We start from the raw sequence: 18,175 nt of genomic DNA on the forward strand, positions 1-18,175 counted from the left end.
TTCCTTCTTTGCCTTTTATTTTTTATCTCTTAGTTATAGCATACTTACGCATCTTTTTCTATTGGTAAGTTTTACCATAAGCATTTTTCATACTTTAGTATGAGTTTTTTTGTTTGCTATAAACTTCTTCCTTTAAAACTCCTACATAAGGAAGGTTGCGGTAGTGGTTATCAAAGTCAAGACCAAAACCGACAACAAATTCATTTGGAATTGTGAAACCAGTGTAGTCTGCATCAATTTCAACAACACGTCCTTCAGGTTTATCTAAAAGAGTAACAATTTTCACCGTTGCTCCACGGTGTTCAAGAAGTTCTTTAAGATATTTCAAGGTGCGCCCTGTATCGATGATATCTTCAACAATAATAATCTCGCGACCTGTAACAGGAGTTGCCACATCAAGCAATAGTTTCACCTCTCCTGACGATTCTGTCCCCCCGTGATAGCTTGAAACTGTCATGAAGTCCATTTCTAATGGAATATCCATACGCTTAACTAATTCCGCAAGAAACGGTACTGATCCACGTAAAATACCGAGAAGCAATGGATTCTTGTCTTTATATTCATCAGCAAGAATTTTTCCAAGTTCAAGCGTTTTGCTCTGGATTTCTTCTTCTGAAATGAGTATTTTTTTTATGTCTTTTTCAAGCATTATCAATATCCTCTCTTATGATGGGTTTCACCCACAGCGTCCTTTTCATTTTATCATTTTTAAGGGCTTTACTCAAATCTGAAATTGTTAAATCAGTGATTGCATATATATCGTCTTCAACTAGGATTAATAAGTTTTCACGTTTTTCTAATGCAACATGTTGATCAATAAAAAATTTTCTAAGTTTCTTATGATGCCCATTGATGAAAATATAATCTCCCGGCTGGCGTTTACGTATCTTAACTTCTCCCGTCAGAGGGATATCTACCCGCATAAAAGTGGAATCTTTGGGATCATCTTCCCGTATATCAAGCTCTTTTTCTTTGAAAATAGCCTTAGGACGAATCATGAAATTTTTTTCATCTTTCACAAAAAGATAATCTTTTGACATTTCTGAACGATATTGTTGTGGTCTTTCGATAAGCCATAAAAGCTCTTCAAATTGAGGTTTAGATACCTGTAATTCTGGAAATTTTTCCAAATATTCTTGTAAAATAAAATACCGAAGCGCTTTTGATTGTTGTAGAAAAATTTGAGTTTCTATTTCATCCTGAATAATCCCTAAATCTATTATCTTCTCTTTGATAACTGAAAGGGCTAGGGATATCTCTTTGGACATGTCTATAACAGCATCTGAAAACTTTGGATTTTCAGACGTTAAAGCTGGTATATATTGATTACGCAAGCGATTACGTAGATAATCATTACCAGCGTTCGTCACATCTTCAAAATATACCTCAGCATCAAGAGCTGTCTTATCAAAAGTCAGAAGAGGGCGGATTAGCTCACCAGGGCCAAAAACTTGCCGTTCTGGAATGCCTGTCAAATGGCGTAAACGTCTTCCAGTAATTTGCCGCATCAAAATCGTTTCAACTTGATCTCCCTTATGATGAGCCGTGACTAAGGCAGTACACTTTTTATCTTCCATCACTTTTTTAAAGAAGTCATAGCGCATGATACGCCCTGCTTCTTCACTAAAATGTTCTTCTGTATAATGCGCAACTTCAAGTTCAATACCCAATGCTTGCATTTTTTGTCTTAACTCTTTTTCCTCCCAATTCGCTATATCCCGTAAACCATAGTTTACATGAGCTGTAAATAGTTCTATTTCTAGTTCTTTCTGATATTCATAGAGCCAGTTAAAAAGAGTCATCGAATCTTTACCGCCGGACAAAGCAATCAGAACGCGTGTATGATGGTTGAAAAATTCCTTTTTTTGAACAAGTTTCAAAAATTCATTCATTTTAACACCTCATAAACGTCTTTTGAAATTTGTGAAATGACATCATCACTTCCCCCTTTCGTTTCAACCACTAAAATATAAGGTTCACTCGAAAAGACAATCGCTGCATCGTGATTATAGGCATCAGCTGCTCCTATTTTATGAGCCACACGAACATTCTTAGGAACTCCAGCCTGAATTTTTGTATCATCAAACTGAGTGCCAAATAAAGCATTGAAAGAATAACCGCCTTCCTTATAAAGTGCTTCCAGTATTCTTCCGACCATTTCCGCAGAGGCTTCACGTTCAACAGGATCCCATGCTTGTCCTGCAATACTTTCAATTCCACTTCGAAATGCTGGAGAAAATTGTCCTGTCTCATAATAAGCCAAGAGATTACTCCCGACATTATCAGAGTTTTTAGCTGTACGGTCAATAATTTCAGATAATGAATAGTTAGCGTTATTAGCAATGACCGGTAAAATACCGGTACCTCCTGCCTCAAAGGAACCTTTAAAGGTGTTGATCGCCGTATTGTACTGCAAATTATCATTTAAAGCTGCTTTCCCCTCATTTAAACGCTTTTGTGTCCAATAAAGAATAGGAAGCTTTGATAAACTTGCTGCGTACATTTTTTTATCTTGGTTTACACCCACTGTAAACGAATCATCCAATTGTTTGACATAAATAGAATACTTTGAATCATTGTATTTTTTGCGCAACATGTCTTGTACTTGAAGCATCTTGGGGTTTTCTAGATTTAGATTTTCCGAATTAATCCATCCTGTTTGTCCGCCATTGAAGTTCACTTCATAATAGGTTCCCCAATATGTCTTTGCAATCTGATTTGTACTAAACTGCTGCCCTTTAGGAAGAGTGGTGTAAACTTCTTTGTCATATGTTGTAAAAGGATTATAATAAACTTCTGAACGTTGAGCAGTATAAACCGTTGTCTTCTTTATCTGTTTTGACAAAAGTGTATCTGAAACTATATTCTTTGTATCTGCTTTGATATATGTATGATTGGCCAGTTCAAATACATTATTTTTTAGTTTGATAATATCCAGTTGTTTCTGCTCGGGGAGCTCACCTGATTTTTGCTGTAAATTTTCATCTTTGTAAACAGGGATTGTGGTTAAAGTAACGGCACGAGAAGGTATCTCAGTATGATAAGAACTTTGATTTTGTTTTACTTCTTTAACTTTTGCCTCTGCACTTCCCTCTTTACTTTTTTGGGGTAAGACAAAAAAGGCTGGGATAATCATCACAATCATCACCAACCAAACAGCTAAGTTAAATTTATTTTTCAACTTTTGCATTCTCTATAACCCTATCAATCATCTTATACGTCACTTACTTTTGTAAATCTAAGTCTTCCATATTTTTGTAGAAGAGGAATATGAAAGAAGCACGGAGCCTCTCCTCTAAGTAAGAAACAAAATCAATGAAACTTCCCTACATGTACAATATATGCACGTTTCTCGGCTAGTTGTCGCCTTCTGCAATTATAATCTTTTAAGAAACTCATTTTTTGTTTTCAAAGATTTGAGACGATCTGTAGCTTCTCCTAAAAAGTGACCAAAACTCTCTTCAAAGTCTTTTTCGATGAATTTAAGTTCATATTTTCCATCTTCTCGCGCCTGCAAAATCTCTACACCTATAAGATCGCCTACCTTGTATTTACCCTGTCTTCTTGGTATGTTCGACCATCGTAAAAGGCCTGTTTTTTTGTCAGAAAAAAGGACAAAAAGCCCAAATTTACTGATTGATTTCACTTTTCCAATCAAGGTTCTATCCCACCATTAACCATTTCTGGAATACTAAAAACCTTCTCATTGGCTTGTGAATTATCCAGTTTTGCTCGCGCATACTTTGCTAAAAATGATGAATCCTTAAGCTTGTTCATGTCTGAGCTTTTAAGTGCAAGTTCATGATCCAATGCCGCATTTTTTTGCTCAGCTTGTGCCTCCATCTCAATTTGTTTTTGCAAATTTTGATAAGATTGAACCACACTAATGGTTGCCAAGCTGAATAATAACATAGCACCAATCAAAATAATACCTAAATGTTTGCGTTTAGGCAGGGGGTGCGAGACTTCTTCCATTCTTTTTGACTTATTATAATCATTTTTCAAATGAATAATTTTCTTGTCCATTTTTCCTCCGAAAAATATATGTATAAATTAAAGTTCAGTTTCAGCCGTGACTCTCGTTTCACTAAGGATTTTGTACATTTTATCCGCATCTTCTTTACGCGTGAATTCTTTAAGTTCCAAGACACTCACTTCTACAATCTTATTCCCAAAACGAATTTCAATAAGATCACCAAACTTAACATCACTTGAAGATTTCGCTATTTTTCCATTGATTTTAATACGGCCCTTATCCGCAACCTCTTTAGCTACAGGACGGCGCTTTATCAGACGAGAAACTTTTAAAAATTTATCTAATCTCATAGTGGTTATTATAACATACTTCAAGTCTTTTGGAAAATCAGTTGAAAATATTTCTGATAAAAGCCTAAATCTTTGAAATAAGACGCTTTTTCTATAAAAAAGAAGACCGTTTCATATGAAACGCTACTCCTTTTCGTGCTTGTCTCTCAGGTCAGAGAGTTTCTCTGTAAAATTCATGATTTCGCGGAGTAACACAACATCCTTTCGATTATCAATTTTGAATTGGAAAGTCATCTGCCCCGACTTCTCACCTACACTTGCTTTTAAAGCTGTTTCAGCTAAAGCTTCAAAGTATTCCTGAGGAATGTACATCGTATTGGCTGATTTAGCCATGCTTAGAATAAGCATCGTTTTATTCTTTTCAATTTTTTCCACCAAAGCGTTATCGGCAAATATTTTTAGCAAACCAATCTCCAAAAGATAAGCAACTTCATCTGGATACTCACCAAATCGATCGATCATTTCATCTTGGAGTTCTTCATAGCTTTGGCGACTATCTATTTGACGAATACGCTTATAAATCTCAATTTTTTGGCGTTCATCTCTAATATAGTAGCTTGGAATAAAGGCATCTAATCCTAGCATTATCTCTGCGTTGGTCTTCGCTTTAACTTTATCTCCCCCCATACGTTTATGGACAGCTTCTTCAAGAAGTTGCGAATAAAGTTCAAATCCAACTGAGTCAATAAATCCAGATTGTTCTGCACCAAGTAAATTTCCTGCACCTCGAATTGAAAGATCACGCATGGCAATTTTAAAACCTGAACCAAGTTCAGTGAAACCTTTTATAGCCTCTAAACGCTTCTCTGAAACCTCAGATAAAATCTTTTCTGGTTTGTACATAAGATAAGCATAGGATACCCGACTGCTTCGTCCAACCCGTCCACGCAATTGATAGAGTTGCGACAAACCCATCATATCCGCATTTTCAATAAAAAGTGTGTTGGCATTCGGAATGTCAACTCCAGTTTCAATAATCGTTGTCGTAACTAAAACGTCATACTCAGCATTGATAAAATCCATCAAGGTATTTTCCAGTTGAATCTCTGTCATCTGACCATGAATAAATCCAATTCTTGCTTCAGGAATAAGTTCTTCAAGTTGTGAAACTTTTTGCTCAATACTGTCAACACGATTGTGAACATAGTAAACCTGCCCTCCACGTGAAATTTCCCTCAATATAGCATCACGAACAACACCATAATTGGTTTCCATTACATATGTTTGGACAGGATAACGGTTTGTTGGAGGCGTTTCAATGACGGATAAATCACGAATACCTAACATGGACATATGTAGCGTCCTTGGTATTGGCGTTGCAGTAAGGGTCAGTACATCGACCTGTGTTTTTAGCTCTTTCAAACGTTCTTTGTGTTTTACACCAAAACGCTGTTCCTCATCAATAATCATTAAGCCCAAGTCAAGAAATTCGACATCCTTGGATAAAAGGCGGTGGGTACCAATGATTAAGTCCACACGCCCCTTCTTTAACTTATCTAAAATCTCCTTTTGCTGTGACTTGGTTTGGAAACGACTCAGAACAGCAATGTTTACACCGAAGTTTACAAAGCGTTCCATAAAGTTACTGAAATGCTGTTCAGCTAAAACGGTGGTTGGTACCAACACAGCCACCTGTTTACTGTCATTGATTGCTTTAAAGGCGGCTCTCATAGCAACTTCTGTTTTTCCAAAACCCACATCTCCTACTAAGAGTCTGTCCATTGGCCGTTCGAGTTCCATGTCTTTTTTTATTTCATTGATTGAACGTATCTGATCAGCAGTTTCTGGATAAGTAAAATCATTGTCAAATTCTTCTTGATTTGTATCATCAGGAGAAAAAGCATATCCTTTGAGAGCTTGTCGCGCAGAATAAAGCTTGATTAAATCTTCAGAAATATCTTCAACTTGCTTACTTACAGAAGACATTGTTCTACGCCAACGTCCATCATTCAGCTTATTTATCTTGGGCGTTTTTCCCTCTGCCGCCGAGTATTTACTTAACAGACTCAGATGGTCTACTGGAACAGATATCGTATCACCATTTTGATATTGAATCGTTAGATAATCACGGTGCATACCTGATACTTCAATAGTTTGGATCCCTAAGTATTTCCCAATCCCGTGATTTTTATGGACAACGTAATCGCCAACTTCAAGCTCGTTATAATCTTTTAGACGTTCCGCATTGGTAATATTTAAGCGCCGTGCTTTTTTCTTTCGTGCTTTGCCAAAAATTTCTGACTCGGTAATAATAACGAGTTTCTCATCAATAAAATTAAAACCATTATTAAGACTTAAATTCAGAAGGTTTACTTTTCCTTTTTGAATTTCTTCAGTAGATACAACCTGAAGATCTAAATCAAATTTTTGAAGCTCCGTGCGTAGTTTCTCTGAAGATACAGCTAGGACAACTGTAAACCCTTGCTTTACAAACCTGTCAACTTCTGTATAAAAAAGTTCCATTTGTCCGAAAAACTGTTGCATTGAATGTTGATTAAAATTATATAAAGCATCAAACTTTATATTACCTAAACCTTTTTGAAAATTGGAGAAAAAACTTGCTGGTTTGTGAGAACGTAACTTAGAAATAACATCCAAAAGATAGCTTTGCCCCTCAAAAGAGCGCCCCATACTTTTTTCCGAAACGATAAATTCTGCAAGTTCTTGCTCTGTTTTATTGTTGGCTTCGTTAATTTTCTGAAAATCATCAATGAAAATTTGAATATTTTTCGGAAAATAATTTAAAAGAGAGGCAGGTTTTTCATAAAAATATTCTGCAAACTTGCGCAAATCTTTATGATAGTAATGATTTTCTGCTGCTGCAATAACTTCTTCAAAGTAAGATTGCGCTATAGGATCCGTTATATTTTCTAGTTGAGCGATTAATTTTTTTACACCTTGATCAAATTCCCAGGGCATTAAAATAAAGTCGCTGGCTGGATATATTTCTACCTGATCCATATTTTCGAGGGAACGTTGAGTTTCACTGTCGAAAGAACGAATCGTATCTACTTCATCGCCAAAAAATTCTAGCCTTAAAGGCTGGGCTGCATCGAGTGGGTAAATATCCACGATGTCGCCACGGTGTGAAAACTCTCCGGGCATCATCACGCGCTGTGTCTTTTCATAACCTGCGCTAGTTAAAATAGCGAGTAGGTTTTCCATGTCAAACTCATCGCCTTGAGCTAGAAGAAGATAGTTTTCTTGGAAATTATCAGGCTGGGGCAAGATCGAACGTAAAGCCATGAAAGGAACAACTAAAAAGCCTGTTTGCTGTGCATCAAGCAGGAAATTTAGAGCTTCAAGACGATATGCTGTCCGGTCTTTACTTGCTATCGCAAACTCAGCATAAACATTGTCATCTGAAAAAAATTGGTAAACCTTCTCATCTTCAACAAGATGAGTCAGTTCATCATAAAGTTCATTGGCGTGGTATTGATTATCAGTGACAATCACGTACTTATCCGGATTATTCTCATAAGCATTTGCCATAACCATCGCCTGGGCAGTTCCGGAGAGACCGGTTAAAAGCGTACGCTCTGCTTTTGCAAAACTTCTCTGCCATGACTGTAAATCATGGTTTTGATCAAAAAATTCGTTTATTTTCATTGTCCGTTAAATTTATTCATTGCTTGAGAAAAATCATTTGATTCAATATAGAATTTCACTGCATCTACAGCCTTATTTATGCCATCCTGTGCAATTTCTACATTTTCTTTATCAAATTTAGATAAGACATGTGCAACTACTGTTTTTCCGTGTTCTGGACGTCCAATCCCAATTTTTACTCGATTGAATTGTTCTGTCCCTAGATGAGTGATTGTTGATTTAATACCTCGTTGACCACCGGAAGAACCTTTTTGACGTAGTCTCACGCGTCCGACAGCTGAGTCCATATCGTCAACAATGACTGTCAAATCTGCTGGATCCAGATTATAGTAAGTGAGTAAAGGTTGAATGGCGCGTCCTGATTCATTCATAAAGGTTTGCGGTTTTACTAAAAAAACTTTTTCACCGTTAACAAAAGTAGAAGCAACTTCGGCCATAAAGGTTTTTTCCAAACTAAAGTTTACACCATAGTCTTTTGCAAGTAAATCAACAGCCATAAAGCCCATGTTATGTTTTGTTTTCTCATATTTGTCGCCAGGATTTCCCAGCCCTACAATCATTTTTGTCATTTTTTCTCCTCTTTCCAAAAAATAGCAAAAGGCTGATTTATACAAATCAGCTCTTTTTAGTTATTGTAAAACTTTTTGGCTTATAGATTTAAAAGCTTGGGGAAGAGCCCTAAACGTTAAAGCGGAATTCCATGATATCGCCATCTTGTCCCACATATTCTTTACCCTCTTCACGTAAACGACCTGCTTCTTTGACGGCCTTTTCACTACCATATTTCATTAAATCATCATAAGACATGGTTACAGCACGAATAAATCCTTTTTCAAAATCACTATGAATGATTCCTGCCAGTTGAGGAGCTTTCATGCCACGTTTGAAGGTCCAAGCACGTACTTCTTTTTCACCAGCTGTAAAATATGTTGCAAGTCCCAGTAAGTGATAAGCAGCTTTTGTTAATTTATCAACACCAGATTCTTCTAAACCAAGTGCTTCAAGAAACTCTGCTTTGTCCTCATCGTCAAGTTCTGCAATCTCTTCTTCAGCACGCGCTGAAATAACGACAACTTCTGCATTTTCAGTCGCTGCAAATTCACGAATTTGTTTTACATACTCAATGTCATCTTGAGCACTTACTTCATCTTCACCTACATTAGCGACGTAAAGGACAGGTTTTGTCGTCAGCAAGAAAAGTTGCTTCACAATTTTTTGCTCATCTTCATTAAATTCTACTGTTCGCGCAGATTTTCCCTCTTCCAAAACAGGCTTGATTTTAGACAAAACATTGAATTCTGCAATTGCATCCTTGTCCTTAACTGTACGCGCAACCTTTTCAACACGCGCATAGCGCTTGTTTACTGACTCCAAATCGGCCAAAATCAACTCTAAATTAATTGTTTCGATATCTGCCAATGGGTCAACAAAAGAATCCTCACGGTTATTTTCCCGCATCACATTTTCATCATCAAAAGCGCGAACCACGTGCACGATTGCATCCACCTCGCGAATGTTAGCCAGGAACTTATTCCCCAAACCTTCACCTTTAGAGGCACCTTTTACAATCCCTGCAATATCTGTAAATTCAAAAGTTGTAGGAACTGTCTTTTTAGGTTTGATTAATTCTGTGATTTTAGTCAAGCGTTCATCGGGAACTTCAACCATACCTACATTAGGCTCGATGGTCGCAAAAGGATAGTTTGCTGCTTCAGCACCCGCTTTTGTAATTGCATTAAAAAGAGTAGATTTTCCGACATTAGGAAGGCCGACAATACCTGCTGTTAAAGCCATGTTTATTCATTTCTCCGTCAAATTTTATAGTCATCCAATTATACCGTAAATCATGAAAAAAGACAAAAAAGCATATTCTATCAGCTTCTTTAGATAAAACTGAACAAAAAGATTGTGACTACTTTGTCACAACCTTTTTTATTTTTTTATTGAAATCATTACGCTTCATCATAACTATGTGTTCACAATTCGTACATCGGATTTTGATATCTGCGCCCATGCGAATAATTTCCCAACTGTTCGCTTTTTTCCCTGTTGCTTTTATTGTACAGGCATGAGGTTTTTTCATTTCAACAATTGAGCCTAAGTCATAATCTAACATTCCTAAATCCTTTCTACAACGACTTTTCGAGGACCACCTAATAAAATCAAATACTTGTCAACTTGATTGACACCATATGCCTTTCTTAAAGCATCTGCATAAAGTTCCATCTGAACTTCATAATTCTTCTTGATTTCAGAAATTTGATCATTACTGCGGAAATAATCTGTCTTATAGTCAAACAAGATAATCTTATCTTCAAATTTGATAAAGCCATCACATATTCCTCGAACAATATATTGTTCTTGTGCAACTTCATCTGTTTTCAACATAGAAAAAGGGGCTTCCTTGATTGTACGCTCCACGTTATCAACCAGCACTTTACCAAAATCTGTGTCAAATAAAGTCAGGATTTTGGGTAAATCAATTTTATTTTTCACTTCATCATGAAGTTCCATTTGATCCAGTGTTTGTTGGAAGTCAAACAAATTTGGTCTTGAAAAATCTGCACGTTGCATAAAACTATGTGTAGCCGAACCAATTTCTGCTGCAGTAATTTTATGTTGGTCAAGATCCAACAATTCAAGTTGTTTCACACGCACGTACTCACTTGTAGGCAAAATATTACCAAGTTCCAATTGCTTTTCATAGCTTTTCTTTTTCACTTGACTTGGTGTTTGAATACTAGACAATTGTGTTGCTGCCTCTTTTGGATATTCATAATCCATTACTGCACGCGCCTGTTTTACTTCATCAATAGTGTCCATTATTCTGTCAAATTTTTTTGAGTCTTCTGCTAATTTTTTAAAGTTGGGACGTACTGTAAACTTTTTATTGGTATCCTGTAAATCAGAAGAAGTATTTATTTTAATAATCATCGGTAAAGAATGGGCTGTTTGAAGCGCCAGAAGCCAATGTTGGTAGCCAGTTGCTGACCGACGATATTTGTCTGGAAGAATACCATTTTCCAGATGTATATCCGCATATTTTTCTAATTCTTTCTCCTTGATTTTTCCCACCATGTAAAGTTTTTTCCTTGCACGCGTAAATGCGACATACAATACACGCATCTCTTCAGACAGTGTCGCATTTCGTTTCAACTCCTTATTCACAAGATAAGGCAGTGTATCCATCTTGACTAAAGCATAAGGAAAGTCCGTTTCAACAGCCTCTTCCTTTTTTAAATCTGCTGTATATTTCATCCCCAAGCCATTTTCACGTGTCAATATTACAGATTCTTTTAAATCTCTTTGATTAAACTTGGTTTGTAAATTCATCAAGAAAACAACATCAAACTCCAATCCTTTGGACTTATGAAATGTCATTACTCTTACAGCATTTTGAGGCAACTTGATATTTACAGAAGCAAGATCATTATTTTGTTCCATAAATTTATCAATCATTTTTATGAATCTAAAAAGGCCCTTATAACCTGATTTCTCGTACAATTCTGCACGTGTTGACAAGGCTTGAAGATTTGCTTGACGCATCTCACCATTTGGAAGGGCACCAACATAGTCAAGATAGTAGGTTTCCGTATAAATTTTCCAAAGCAACTCATGAATCGGAAGCTCGTTTACAAGTTTACGCCATGATGTAAACTTGTTCAAAAACTGAGTGATTTTTTCTTTAAGAACAGGTGTTATCATTTTCCCATCTGACATCTGTAACTTTTTCCAAAATCGTGTATCAGAACCAGCATTAAGACTTATTCGGGTAAGCTCATCCTCTGTAAAATTAAACATAGGTGAACGCAATGTTGCAACCAAAGGAATATCATAGAGTGGATTATCAACCGCACGCAAAACATCCAAAATCAATATTACTTCAAGTGATTTTAGAAAATCAACTCGCCCCTCATCAAGTACAACCGGAATATCGTAATCTCTAAGAATATCTTCTATTTTGTTATTTTGGGACTTTGAACGTACCAACAAAGCAATATCTTTATAGTTCAACTTTGCATCTGAAGCCATTAAATTTTTAATTTGTTGAGCAACAATCTTAATTTCACCATCACTGATTTGATCTCTTTCATCTTCAGTTGAATCTTCCTCATAAAGAAGGAGCTCTGGATAATAATTTTTTTCAAGTTTCTCTGGGTAATCTACCAGATTTCCTTGAATGAGCTCTTCTTCCTTACCATAGATCATTTCACCAATTTCTTCATTCATCAAATGTCTAAAAACTTCATTTGTGAATTCAAGAACCTCTCCACGAGACCTAAAATTTTCCTTCAAACGTATAAGTTGATGAGGATTATCTTCCCTAGCATAAGCATGATATTTTTTTAGAAAAAGGCTCGGATCAGCTAAACGAAAACCATAGATAGACTGCTTTATATCGCCAACCATGAATAGATTGTCGGATCCATCTCCGTTTTTACTTAGTAATCTTAACATCGCTTCTTGAACATGACTAGTATCTTGATACTCATCAATCATTATCTCGCTGTACTTGGTACGATATTCCCTTACTACATCTGTATTTTCTTCCAAAATTTTAATTGCAAAGTGTGCAATATCCGAATATTCAAAAGCATTTTCCGAATATTTTTTATCCAAATAAGACTGATAAAAATAAAGAACAAATTTTTGTAGATTTTCAGCCAAATTTTTTGCTTCAGGCTGATATTTTTCAATCGTTGACAAATGCTTGATTTTTTCTAAAAATTCACGAACTAAGCCCGGATTACTCTTTGTTCCAATTACTGTTTTAAAAACTTCTGATAAAATTTCATCCTTTTTAAGAGACCACCGAGAAAAGTCTAGTGATTTAAAAACTTCTGCAAATTGTTCATAATCACTAACTCTTAAACTTTCAATCAAATACTCTCCATTATCCAAAACAATCTGTGCTTTCTCTAAAGTTTTAGCCGTCAGATTTTTTTCCTCTAAAGCTTTCTCTAAAAAGAGAAGAAATTCCTCCAATTTACACATTACATCGTGTGCAAATTTTTCGGGGATATCGGAAAATTTTTGGTATAAATCAAATCCTTTGAGAAAATCATTTTTTAACCATTTTTCCGGATTTTCTGTTGCTGAAGCAAATTTATAAACCGTATAAACTACATCTTGAAAACCCTTGATATTCCTATCTTTTGAGAAATTTTTAACCAATTTTTCAAATATTTTTTTAGGTATTTTGGCTCTTTTTTCAATCCCAGAACTCTCCGAAAGGTATTGTTCAACAAGGTCTTCAAAAACCTCTTGCTTTAGAAGATCACTTTCTGTTTGATCTGCTAAAATCCTAAAATTAGGATCTACATTAACACGATTAAAGTGCGTGCGTAATAGCTTTTGAGTAAAGCTATCCATTGTTCCAATATCTGCGTGAGCCAAATCTTGTAAGGCTGTTTTTATCCTCTGTTTTTCAACTACATCTTGAGTTTTATGACTAGCCTTTTTCAAATCTTTTTCTAGACGTATTCGCAGTTCAGTTGCTGCCTTTCTAGTGAAAGTAGAAATAAATAAGCTTTCTATGGCAATTCCGCTTTTTACCTTTTCAACAATACGATTAGCCATGACAAAAGTTTTACCAGAGCCAGCACTTGCTGACACAAGTATATTATGACCTTGACTATATATAGCTTCTTGCTGTTCTGCTGTCAATTTCACATCAGTCATTAGCTTTTTTCTCCTTTCAATTCATCAAGAATTTCTTTTCGACTTTTTTGACCTACCTCACGTGTATAGTCTTTCATATGTCTATTAGCCTCAAAACGACAGATGGACTTCAAAGGACAATATCGACAACCATGTACATTACCTGTCTTATCAATTCCTTCCTTAGTCATCACAGGATTGATAGCAATTTCACCTGCACGAATACGTTGTCCAGCTCTAATATAATGTTTTTTATTAAGTTCAAGCAAACTTTCAAATTCTCTCTCACTATAAACATTATTTCGATTGATATTTACAAGATTGATTTCCTCACTTATCTTATCCCTATACTCCTCAAGAATAAGTCCCTCATAGCGCATATTTTTAGATAATAAGGCCGCGATTTCACCTAAAGAATTCACATCTGAAAGATTGATACTCTCATTTTTTAATTGCAGATAAAGCGCTCCCCATAATTTTTGATTTTCAGCCGTCTGTTTTAGGACATCGAGATAAGTAAGAAATTGTAAACTTGTTCCATCATAGGCAGAAACCAAATCAAATTTATGCTGACTTGATTTGTAATCAACGGCTCCCACACTATTCTCAAAAAATTGATCTATTCGGTCAATTCGCCCTCGAAGACTAATTTTATCTATAGTAAACTCACCCAGTTCACTATGTGGGAAACCAAAAGCACCCTCAGTTGATAAGGTTTTTATCTGGCTATTCTCTAAGCCTTTTTTCAAAATAACTGCTGTCTGCTTTACAATTTCTCCCAGATTTGCCCAAGTAAATTGTGCAGTAGCATCTTGTGTAAAGTAGCGCGCATAATTATTGTCAACTTCCTGTAAAACTCGTTCTAAATGCTGATCGAAATTTTCACTTGTCAAACTTGGACTTAATAAAAGTTTTTCAAAAACTTCGTGAAAGAAATTTCCAACTACTTTCGAATTTAAATCAATATTTTCAAAAATTTCAAGATTTAAAGTTTTTTCTAAAAAATACTGATACTCACAATTATAAAAACGTTCAAAACTGCTGACAGAGGCATAGATTTCATCACTGTAAACTTCTTTTACCGTATCTGCTGCTAAGGCTACAGGAGCTATATCTTGATCTAGGTTGTGAATCAGACTTTGAAAATCTGAACTTTCTTTAACTAGAATTCGAAATAAGCTTGACCAAAAGTTGCGTTTATCATTTTCTACTTTTTCTTCCTCTTGGGCAAGCAAGTGCTCAATTTTACCAATGTTTGAAATCAAAGAACGTTTATTACCTATATGTTCCACGGTTTCTAAAAGATTAACCGAAGAAATCTCACGCTTGATATTTTCTCCCGCTTTTGTATGTTTAATAAATAGCTGTAATAGGGGCGAAATTTCATCTTGAACATTGGCATAAATTTGTGGCGTTGAAAGAACAAGTTTATCCGTGGCAGCATTAATTAAGGAAAGACTTGTAAAAGTATTCTTACTAGAGTTTGTCACATTTAGCTGTTCAATAAAGCGAAAATCATCATGAGATACATTCTGATTGATGGAAGCACGTTCTTCATCGGAAAGTAGACTAGAATTTTGCTTTACTTTTGGAAAGTTAGTCAAGCTTAAACCTATAGCATATATATATTTATTGGTCCTTGCTTCGACAAGCTCATAGTCTTTAACATTTACAACATCAACATTTGCTGGAATTTGACGATATTTGGCATTTTTTAAACCAGATAAAATCAAGTCTAGAAACTCTAAAACTTTCATCTTTTGCTCAGAAAAAATAGACTTAAACTCCATTAGGTTAGACAAGAGTAACTTCCAAACTTGCTCGTGCTTGTCCGCCAATCCATGATTGTTTTCATGCTCTGCTTGATTGTAAAGACTGTTCATATTTTCTAAAACATTCCCTTTTTGGAGAAAGTTTTGAAAACTGTTAAGCCATGCATTACCTGTTTTTTCTGAATTACCTTTTAAAAATACTTGCAAAGCCGAGTGCTCTCCAAAAAGTGTTTCTCTCAAAGCCTCAACTTTATCTCTTTCTAAAAATTCACTCGCATCAAAAGAATTGACAAACTTCTTTTTTCCTCGAATTTTATATTTATTGACATAGTATTCAAAATAATCTAAGCTCTCTTGATCAAAGTTTACATCTCTGTAAATATTGCTCTTTAGCAAATTGACCACATCATTAGTCCGATAGTTATTCTTTTTAATCGCATAAAGACTCTCTAAAAAAATAATCAAGGGATGCTGACTCATAGATTCTTCTTGGGCATAGAAAAAAGGAATCTCGTAAAGTTCAAAAGTTTCTTGAAGAGGTATAGCATATGTATCAACATCACCTACCAATACTGTAAAGTCTTTAAACGAGGCACCTCTGGTGATTTTCTGACGAATCTCTTTTGCAACAGCCTCTATCTCTGCCATCTGATTTTCAGCTTCCCAAATTTCAAAATGACGTTTATCTTGACTATCCAACTCAATTTTCACATTGTCCTGGAGAAAATTTGTTTCCATTTTTAGCAAATCCGTCAATTTATCATAAACTGTCTCTGCTTTTGGTTTGCACATATACTTTATTTTAGCCGAGAATTTGTTTTGAAATCGTTCAAGCATTTCTAAGGAATTTTTGTAAACTGACAAGGAAAAGTCTGTCAACTTGTAGTCAACTTCACTGGCATATGTCCCAATTATTATTTCTGAAACTTCTTCTTGAATAGCAGAAATAAAGCTTTCTTCCTCAGCATTGAATCGAGTATAACCGTCAATTATAAGCACTGTATTTTGTAAATCTTGAGTAAACTTTCCCTCTCTTATATTTTGAGTGAAATCTTGGAACTCTGAAAAATTAGCATAAGAAGCCCTTAATTCCTCCTCAAAGCGATGCAAAATGGCAGATAATTCTGCGTTTTTAGGGCTTTTAGGCAAATCTTCAAAGGTCAAATTTGCTGTAATTAACTCTGCACGTAAATTAACCAGCATTTCTAGAAAAGCTGGCGAATTCTGTAAACTGTAATAAAAAGGTAACTCTTCTTTAGAAAAAGACTTCAAGACTTTTCGAAAAAGCATACTCAATCCTGATTGAGTGAGTTCTACTTTCCCTTGCAACGTTATATCTTTTCGATCAAAATAATAGGGAAGTTGCTTAAATCTCGTAACCAGTAAGTCAAAAACTGCGGTATCTTCCCCTGAAGAAATACGTTCTAATATTTCTTTCTCCTTTTCAAAAGACATTGAAGATGGAACAATATAATAAACTTTTTTTCCTTCTCTTAATGCTTTTTTTGCTCGCTCAAGAAGAAAAGCTGTCAAATCTTGTGTAATTTCAGTATAAATGATTTCCATAAAAAAATAGACCTCACTTTCGTTAAGTCTATTCTAACATTTTTTAGTTTGTTCTGACAGGTGTAATAAGCTGTATGAAACTGTCTGTATCATTCTTAGGAAGAAGTGTAAAAGGACGGACATTTGAAATGAAACGGATACGAACTTCTGGTTCTTTTATGACACGAAGCGCATCAATCAGATATTGTGGGTTGAAGCTGATTGCAATATCTTCACCATTTTTTTCAATCGCTGTCAACTCTTCATGAACACTCCCAACCTCAGGTGAATTAGCTGTTGTAATGACTGAGTCTCCTGATACTGTAAGTTTGACTGTGCCATTTGCTGTAGCATTTGATAAGAGACGTGCACGTTCCATTGTACGACGTAAAGCTGCAACATCAAAGACCAAGTTCAAGCTATAGTCATCTTCATTAGGAATTAAGCGGTTTGTATCAGGATAAGTTCCTTCGATTAGACGGCTATAGTAGCTGATGCGTTCATTACGAAAAAGAATTTGATTATTAGCCAATGAGATATCAAGATCTTCTTCATCATTACTAAAAACATTTTTGAAGTTTTGAATAGATTTACTTGGTAAAACAACATCAAAATCCGTTCCTTCATTTTCGAGAACAAGAAGTCGTTGACTCATACGGTGCGAATCTGTCGCAACAGCTTTAAGGTTTACTTTATCGGATAAAGTCAAATGAACCCCAGTAAAAATAGGACGACTTTCCTGTGTACTTACAGCAAATACTGTTTCCGTAAAAATTTCTTTCAAAAAGCCAACATTAATCTTAAGCGGGTTTTCCTGAGAAATTTCTTGAATACGAGGATAAATCTCTGCATCTTGTCCTTTTAATGTGATTTCTGATTTACCTGAGGTTAAAAGTACTTGCTTTTGTTCCAATTCTTTAAATTCTAAAGCAAGTTCAGGCATTTGACTGACGACACTTTCAAAGAAAGAAGCTTCTAATAAGATACTTCCTGTATCAGAAATATGCATACCAGCATCTCTATCAGTTGCTGGTAAAAAGTTTTCAATAGAGATTTGACCATTTGAACCAGTTAAAGTAATTCCCTCTGTTGTAACCTCAATTTTTAATTTTGTTAAAGCTGGAATAGTTACCTTAGAACCAATGGCTTGTTTGGTAATTTTTAATGCATTTTGAAAAGCTACTTTGTTAATTGAAAATTTTATCATGAGAGTCCTTTTCTTTTATTTATTTATATAAATATATTAGTAATAGTAGTAGGCT

At 35.4% G+C, this 18,175-nt stretch carries 13 protein-coding genes; all 13 read right to left on the reverse strand.

Going from position 1 to position 18,175, the window contains the following annotated elements:
- Positions 1-94 precede the first annotated feature (94 nt).
- Positions 95-649, reverse strand: a complete 555-nt coding sequence (gene hpt, locus B4H39_RS07345; RefSeq protein WP_202230105.1) for a hypoxanthine phosphoribosyltransferase — start codon at positions 647-649, stop codon at positions 95-97.
- Entirely contained in the window at positions 642-1,892 is a 1,251-nt protein-coding gene (tilS, locus tag B4H39_RS07350) for a tRNA lysidine(34) synthetase TilS (RefSeq protein WP_251422191.1), read from the reverse strand. The genes hpt and tilS overlap by 8 nt, the downstream gene beginning before the upstream one ends.
- Positions 1,889-3,190, reverse strand: coding sequence for a class A beta-lactamase-related serine hydrolase (locus B4H39_RS07355; RefSeq protein WP_251422194.1), 1,302 nt, complete (start codon positions 3,188-3,190; stop codon positions 1,889-1,891). The genes tilS and B4H39_RS07355 overlap by 4 nt, the downstream gene beginning before the upstream one ends.
- A 186-nt stretch (positions 3,191-3,376) precedes the next feature.
- Positions 3,377-3,658, reverse strand: coding sequence for a S1 RNA-binding domain-containing protein (locus B4H39_RS07360; RefSeq protein ID WP_251422197.1), 282 nt, complete (start codon positions 3,656-3,658; stop codon positions 3,377-3,379).
- The gene (locus B4H39_RS07365) at positions 3,655-4,026 is read right to left on the reverse strand and encodes a septum formation initiator family protein (protein WP_202230109.1); all 372 of its coding nucleotides are present in this window, start codon (positions 4,024-4,026) and stop codon (positions 3,655-3,657) included. The genes B4H39_RS07360 and B4H39_RS07365 overlap by 4 nt, the downstream gene beginning before the upstream one ends.
- A gap of 27 nt (positions 4,027-4,053) precedes the next feature.
- Positions 4,054-4,326: an RNA-binding S4 domain-containing protein gene (locus B4H39_RS07370; protein WP_202230110.1), complete on the reverse strand. Its 273-nt coding sequence runs from the start codon at positions 4,324-4,326 to the stop codon at positions 4,054-4,056.
- 123 nt (positions 4,327-4,449) lie between these two features.
- Entirely contained in the window at positions 4,450-7,935 is a 3,486-nt protein-coding gene (gene mfd / locus B4H39_RS07375; RefSeq protein WP_251422200.1) for a transcription-repair coupling factor, read from the reverse strand.
- Positions 7,932-8,504 carry an aminoacyl-tRNA hydrolase gene (gene pth / locus B4H39_RS07380; protein ID WP_251422203.1) on the reverse strand — a complete coding sequence of 191 codons (573 nt, stop codon included), beginning with the start codon at positions 8,502-8,504 and terminating at the stop codon, positions 7,932-7,934. Before pth ends, mfd begins: the two co-directional genes overlap by 4 nt.
- A gap of 109 nt (positions 8,505-8,613) precedes the next feature.
- Positions 8,614-9,729 carry a redox-regulated ATPase YchF gene (gene ychF, locus B4H39_RS07385; protein WP_251422206.1) on the reverse strand — a complete coding sequence of 372 codons (1,116 nt, stop codon included), beginning with the start codon at positions 9,727-9,729 and terminating at the stop codon, positions 8,614-8,616.
- Positions 9,730-9,847: 118 nt separating this feature from the next.
- Entirely contained in the window at positions 9,848-10,051 is a 204-nt protein-coding gene (locus B4H39_RS07390) for a DUF951 domain-containing protein (RefSeq protein WP_251422209.1), read from the reverse strand.
- A gap of 2 nt (positions 10,052-10,053) precedes the next feature.
- Complete coding sequence (addA, locus tag B4H39_RS07395) at positions 10,054-13,617, reverse strand: helicase-exonuclease AddAB subunit AddA (RefSeq protein WP_251422212.1); 3,564 nt, start codon at positions 13,615-13,617, stop codon at positions 10,054-10,056.
- Entirely contained in the window at positions 13,617-16,934 is a 3,318-nt protein-coding gene (rexB, locus tag B4H39_RS07400; protein WP_251422215.1) for an ATP-dependent nuclease subunit B, read from the reverse strand. The genes addA and rexB overlap by 1 nt, the downstream gene beginning before the upstream one ends.
- A 43-nt stretch (positions 16,935-16,977) precedes the next feature.
- A complete protein-coding gene (gene dnaN / locus B4H39_RS07405) occupies positions 16,978-18,120 on the reverse strand; it encodes a DNA polymerase III subunit beta (RefSeq protein ID WP_251422218.1) in 1,143 nt (380 codons plus the stop codon).
- Positions 18,121-18,175 lie beyond the last annotated feature (55 nt).

The organism is Lactococcus sp. UBA7128 (genome assembly GCF_002492185.1).
GTDB lineage: Bacteria > Bacillota > Bacilli > Lactobacillales > Streptococcaceae > Lactococcus > Lactococcus muris.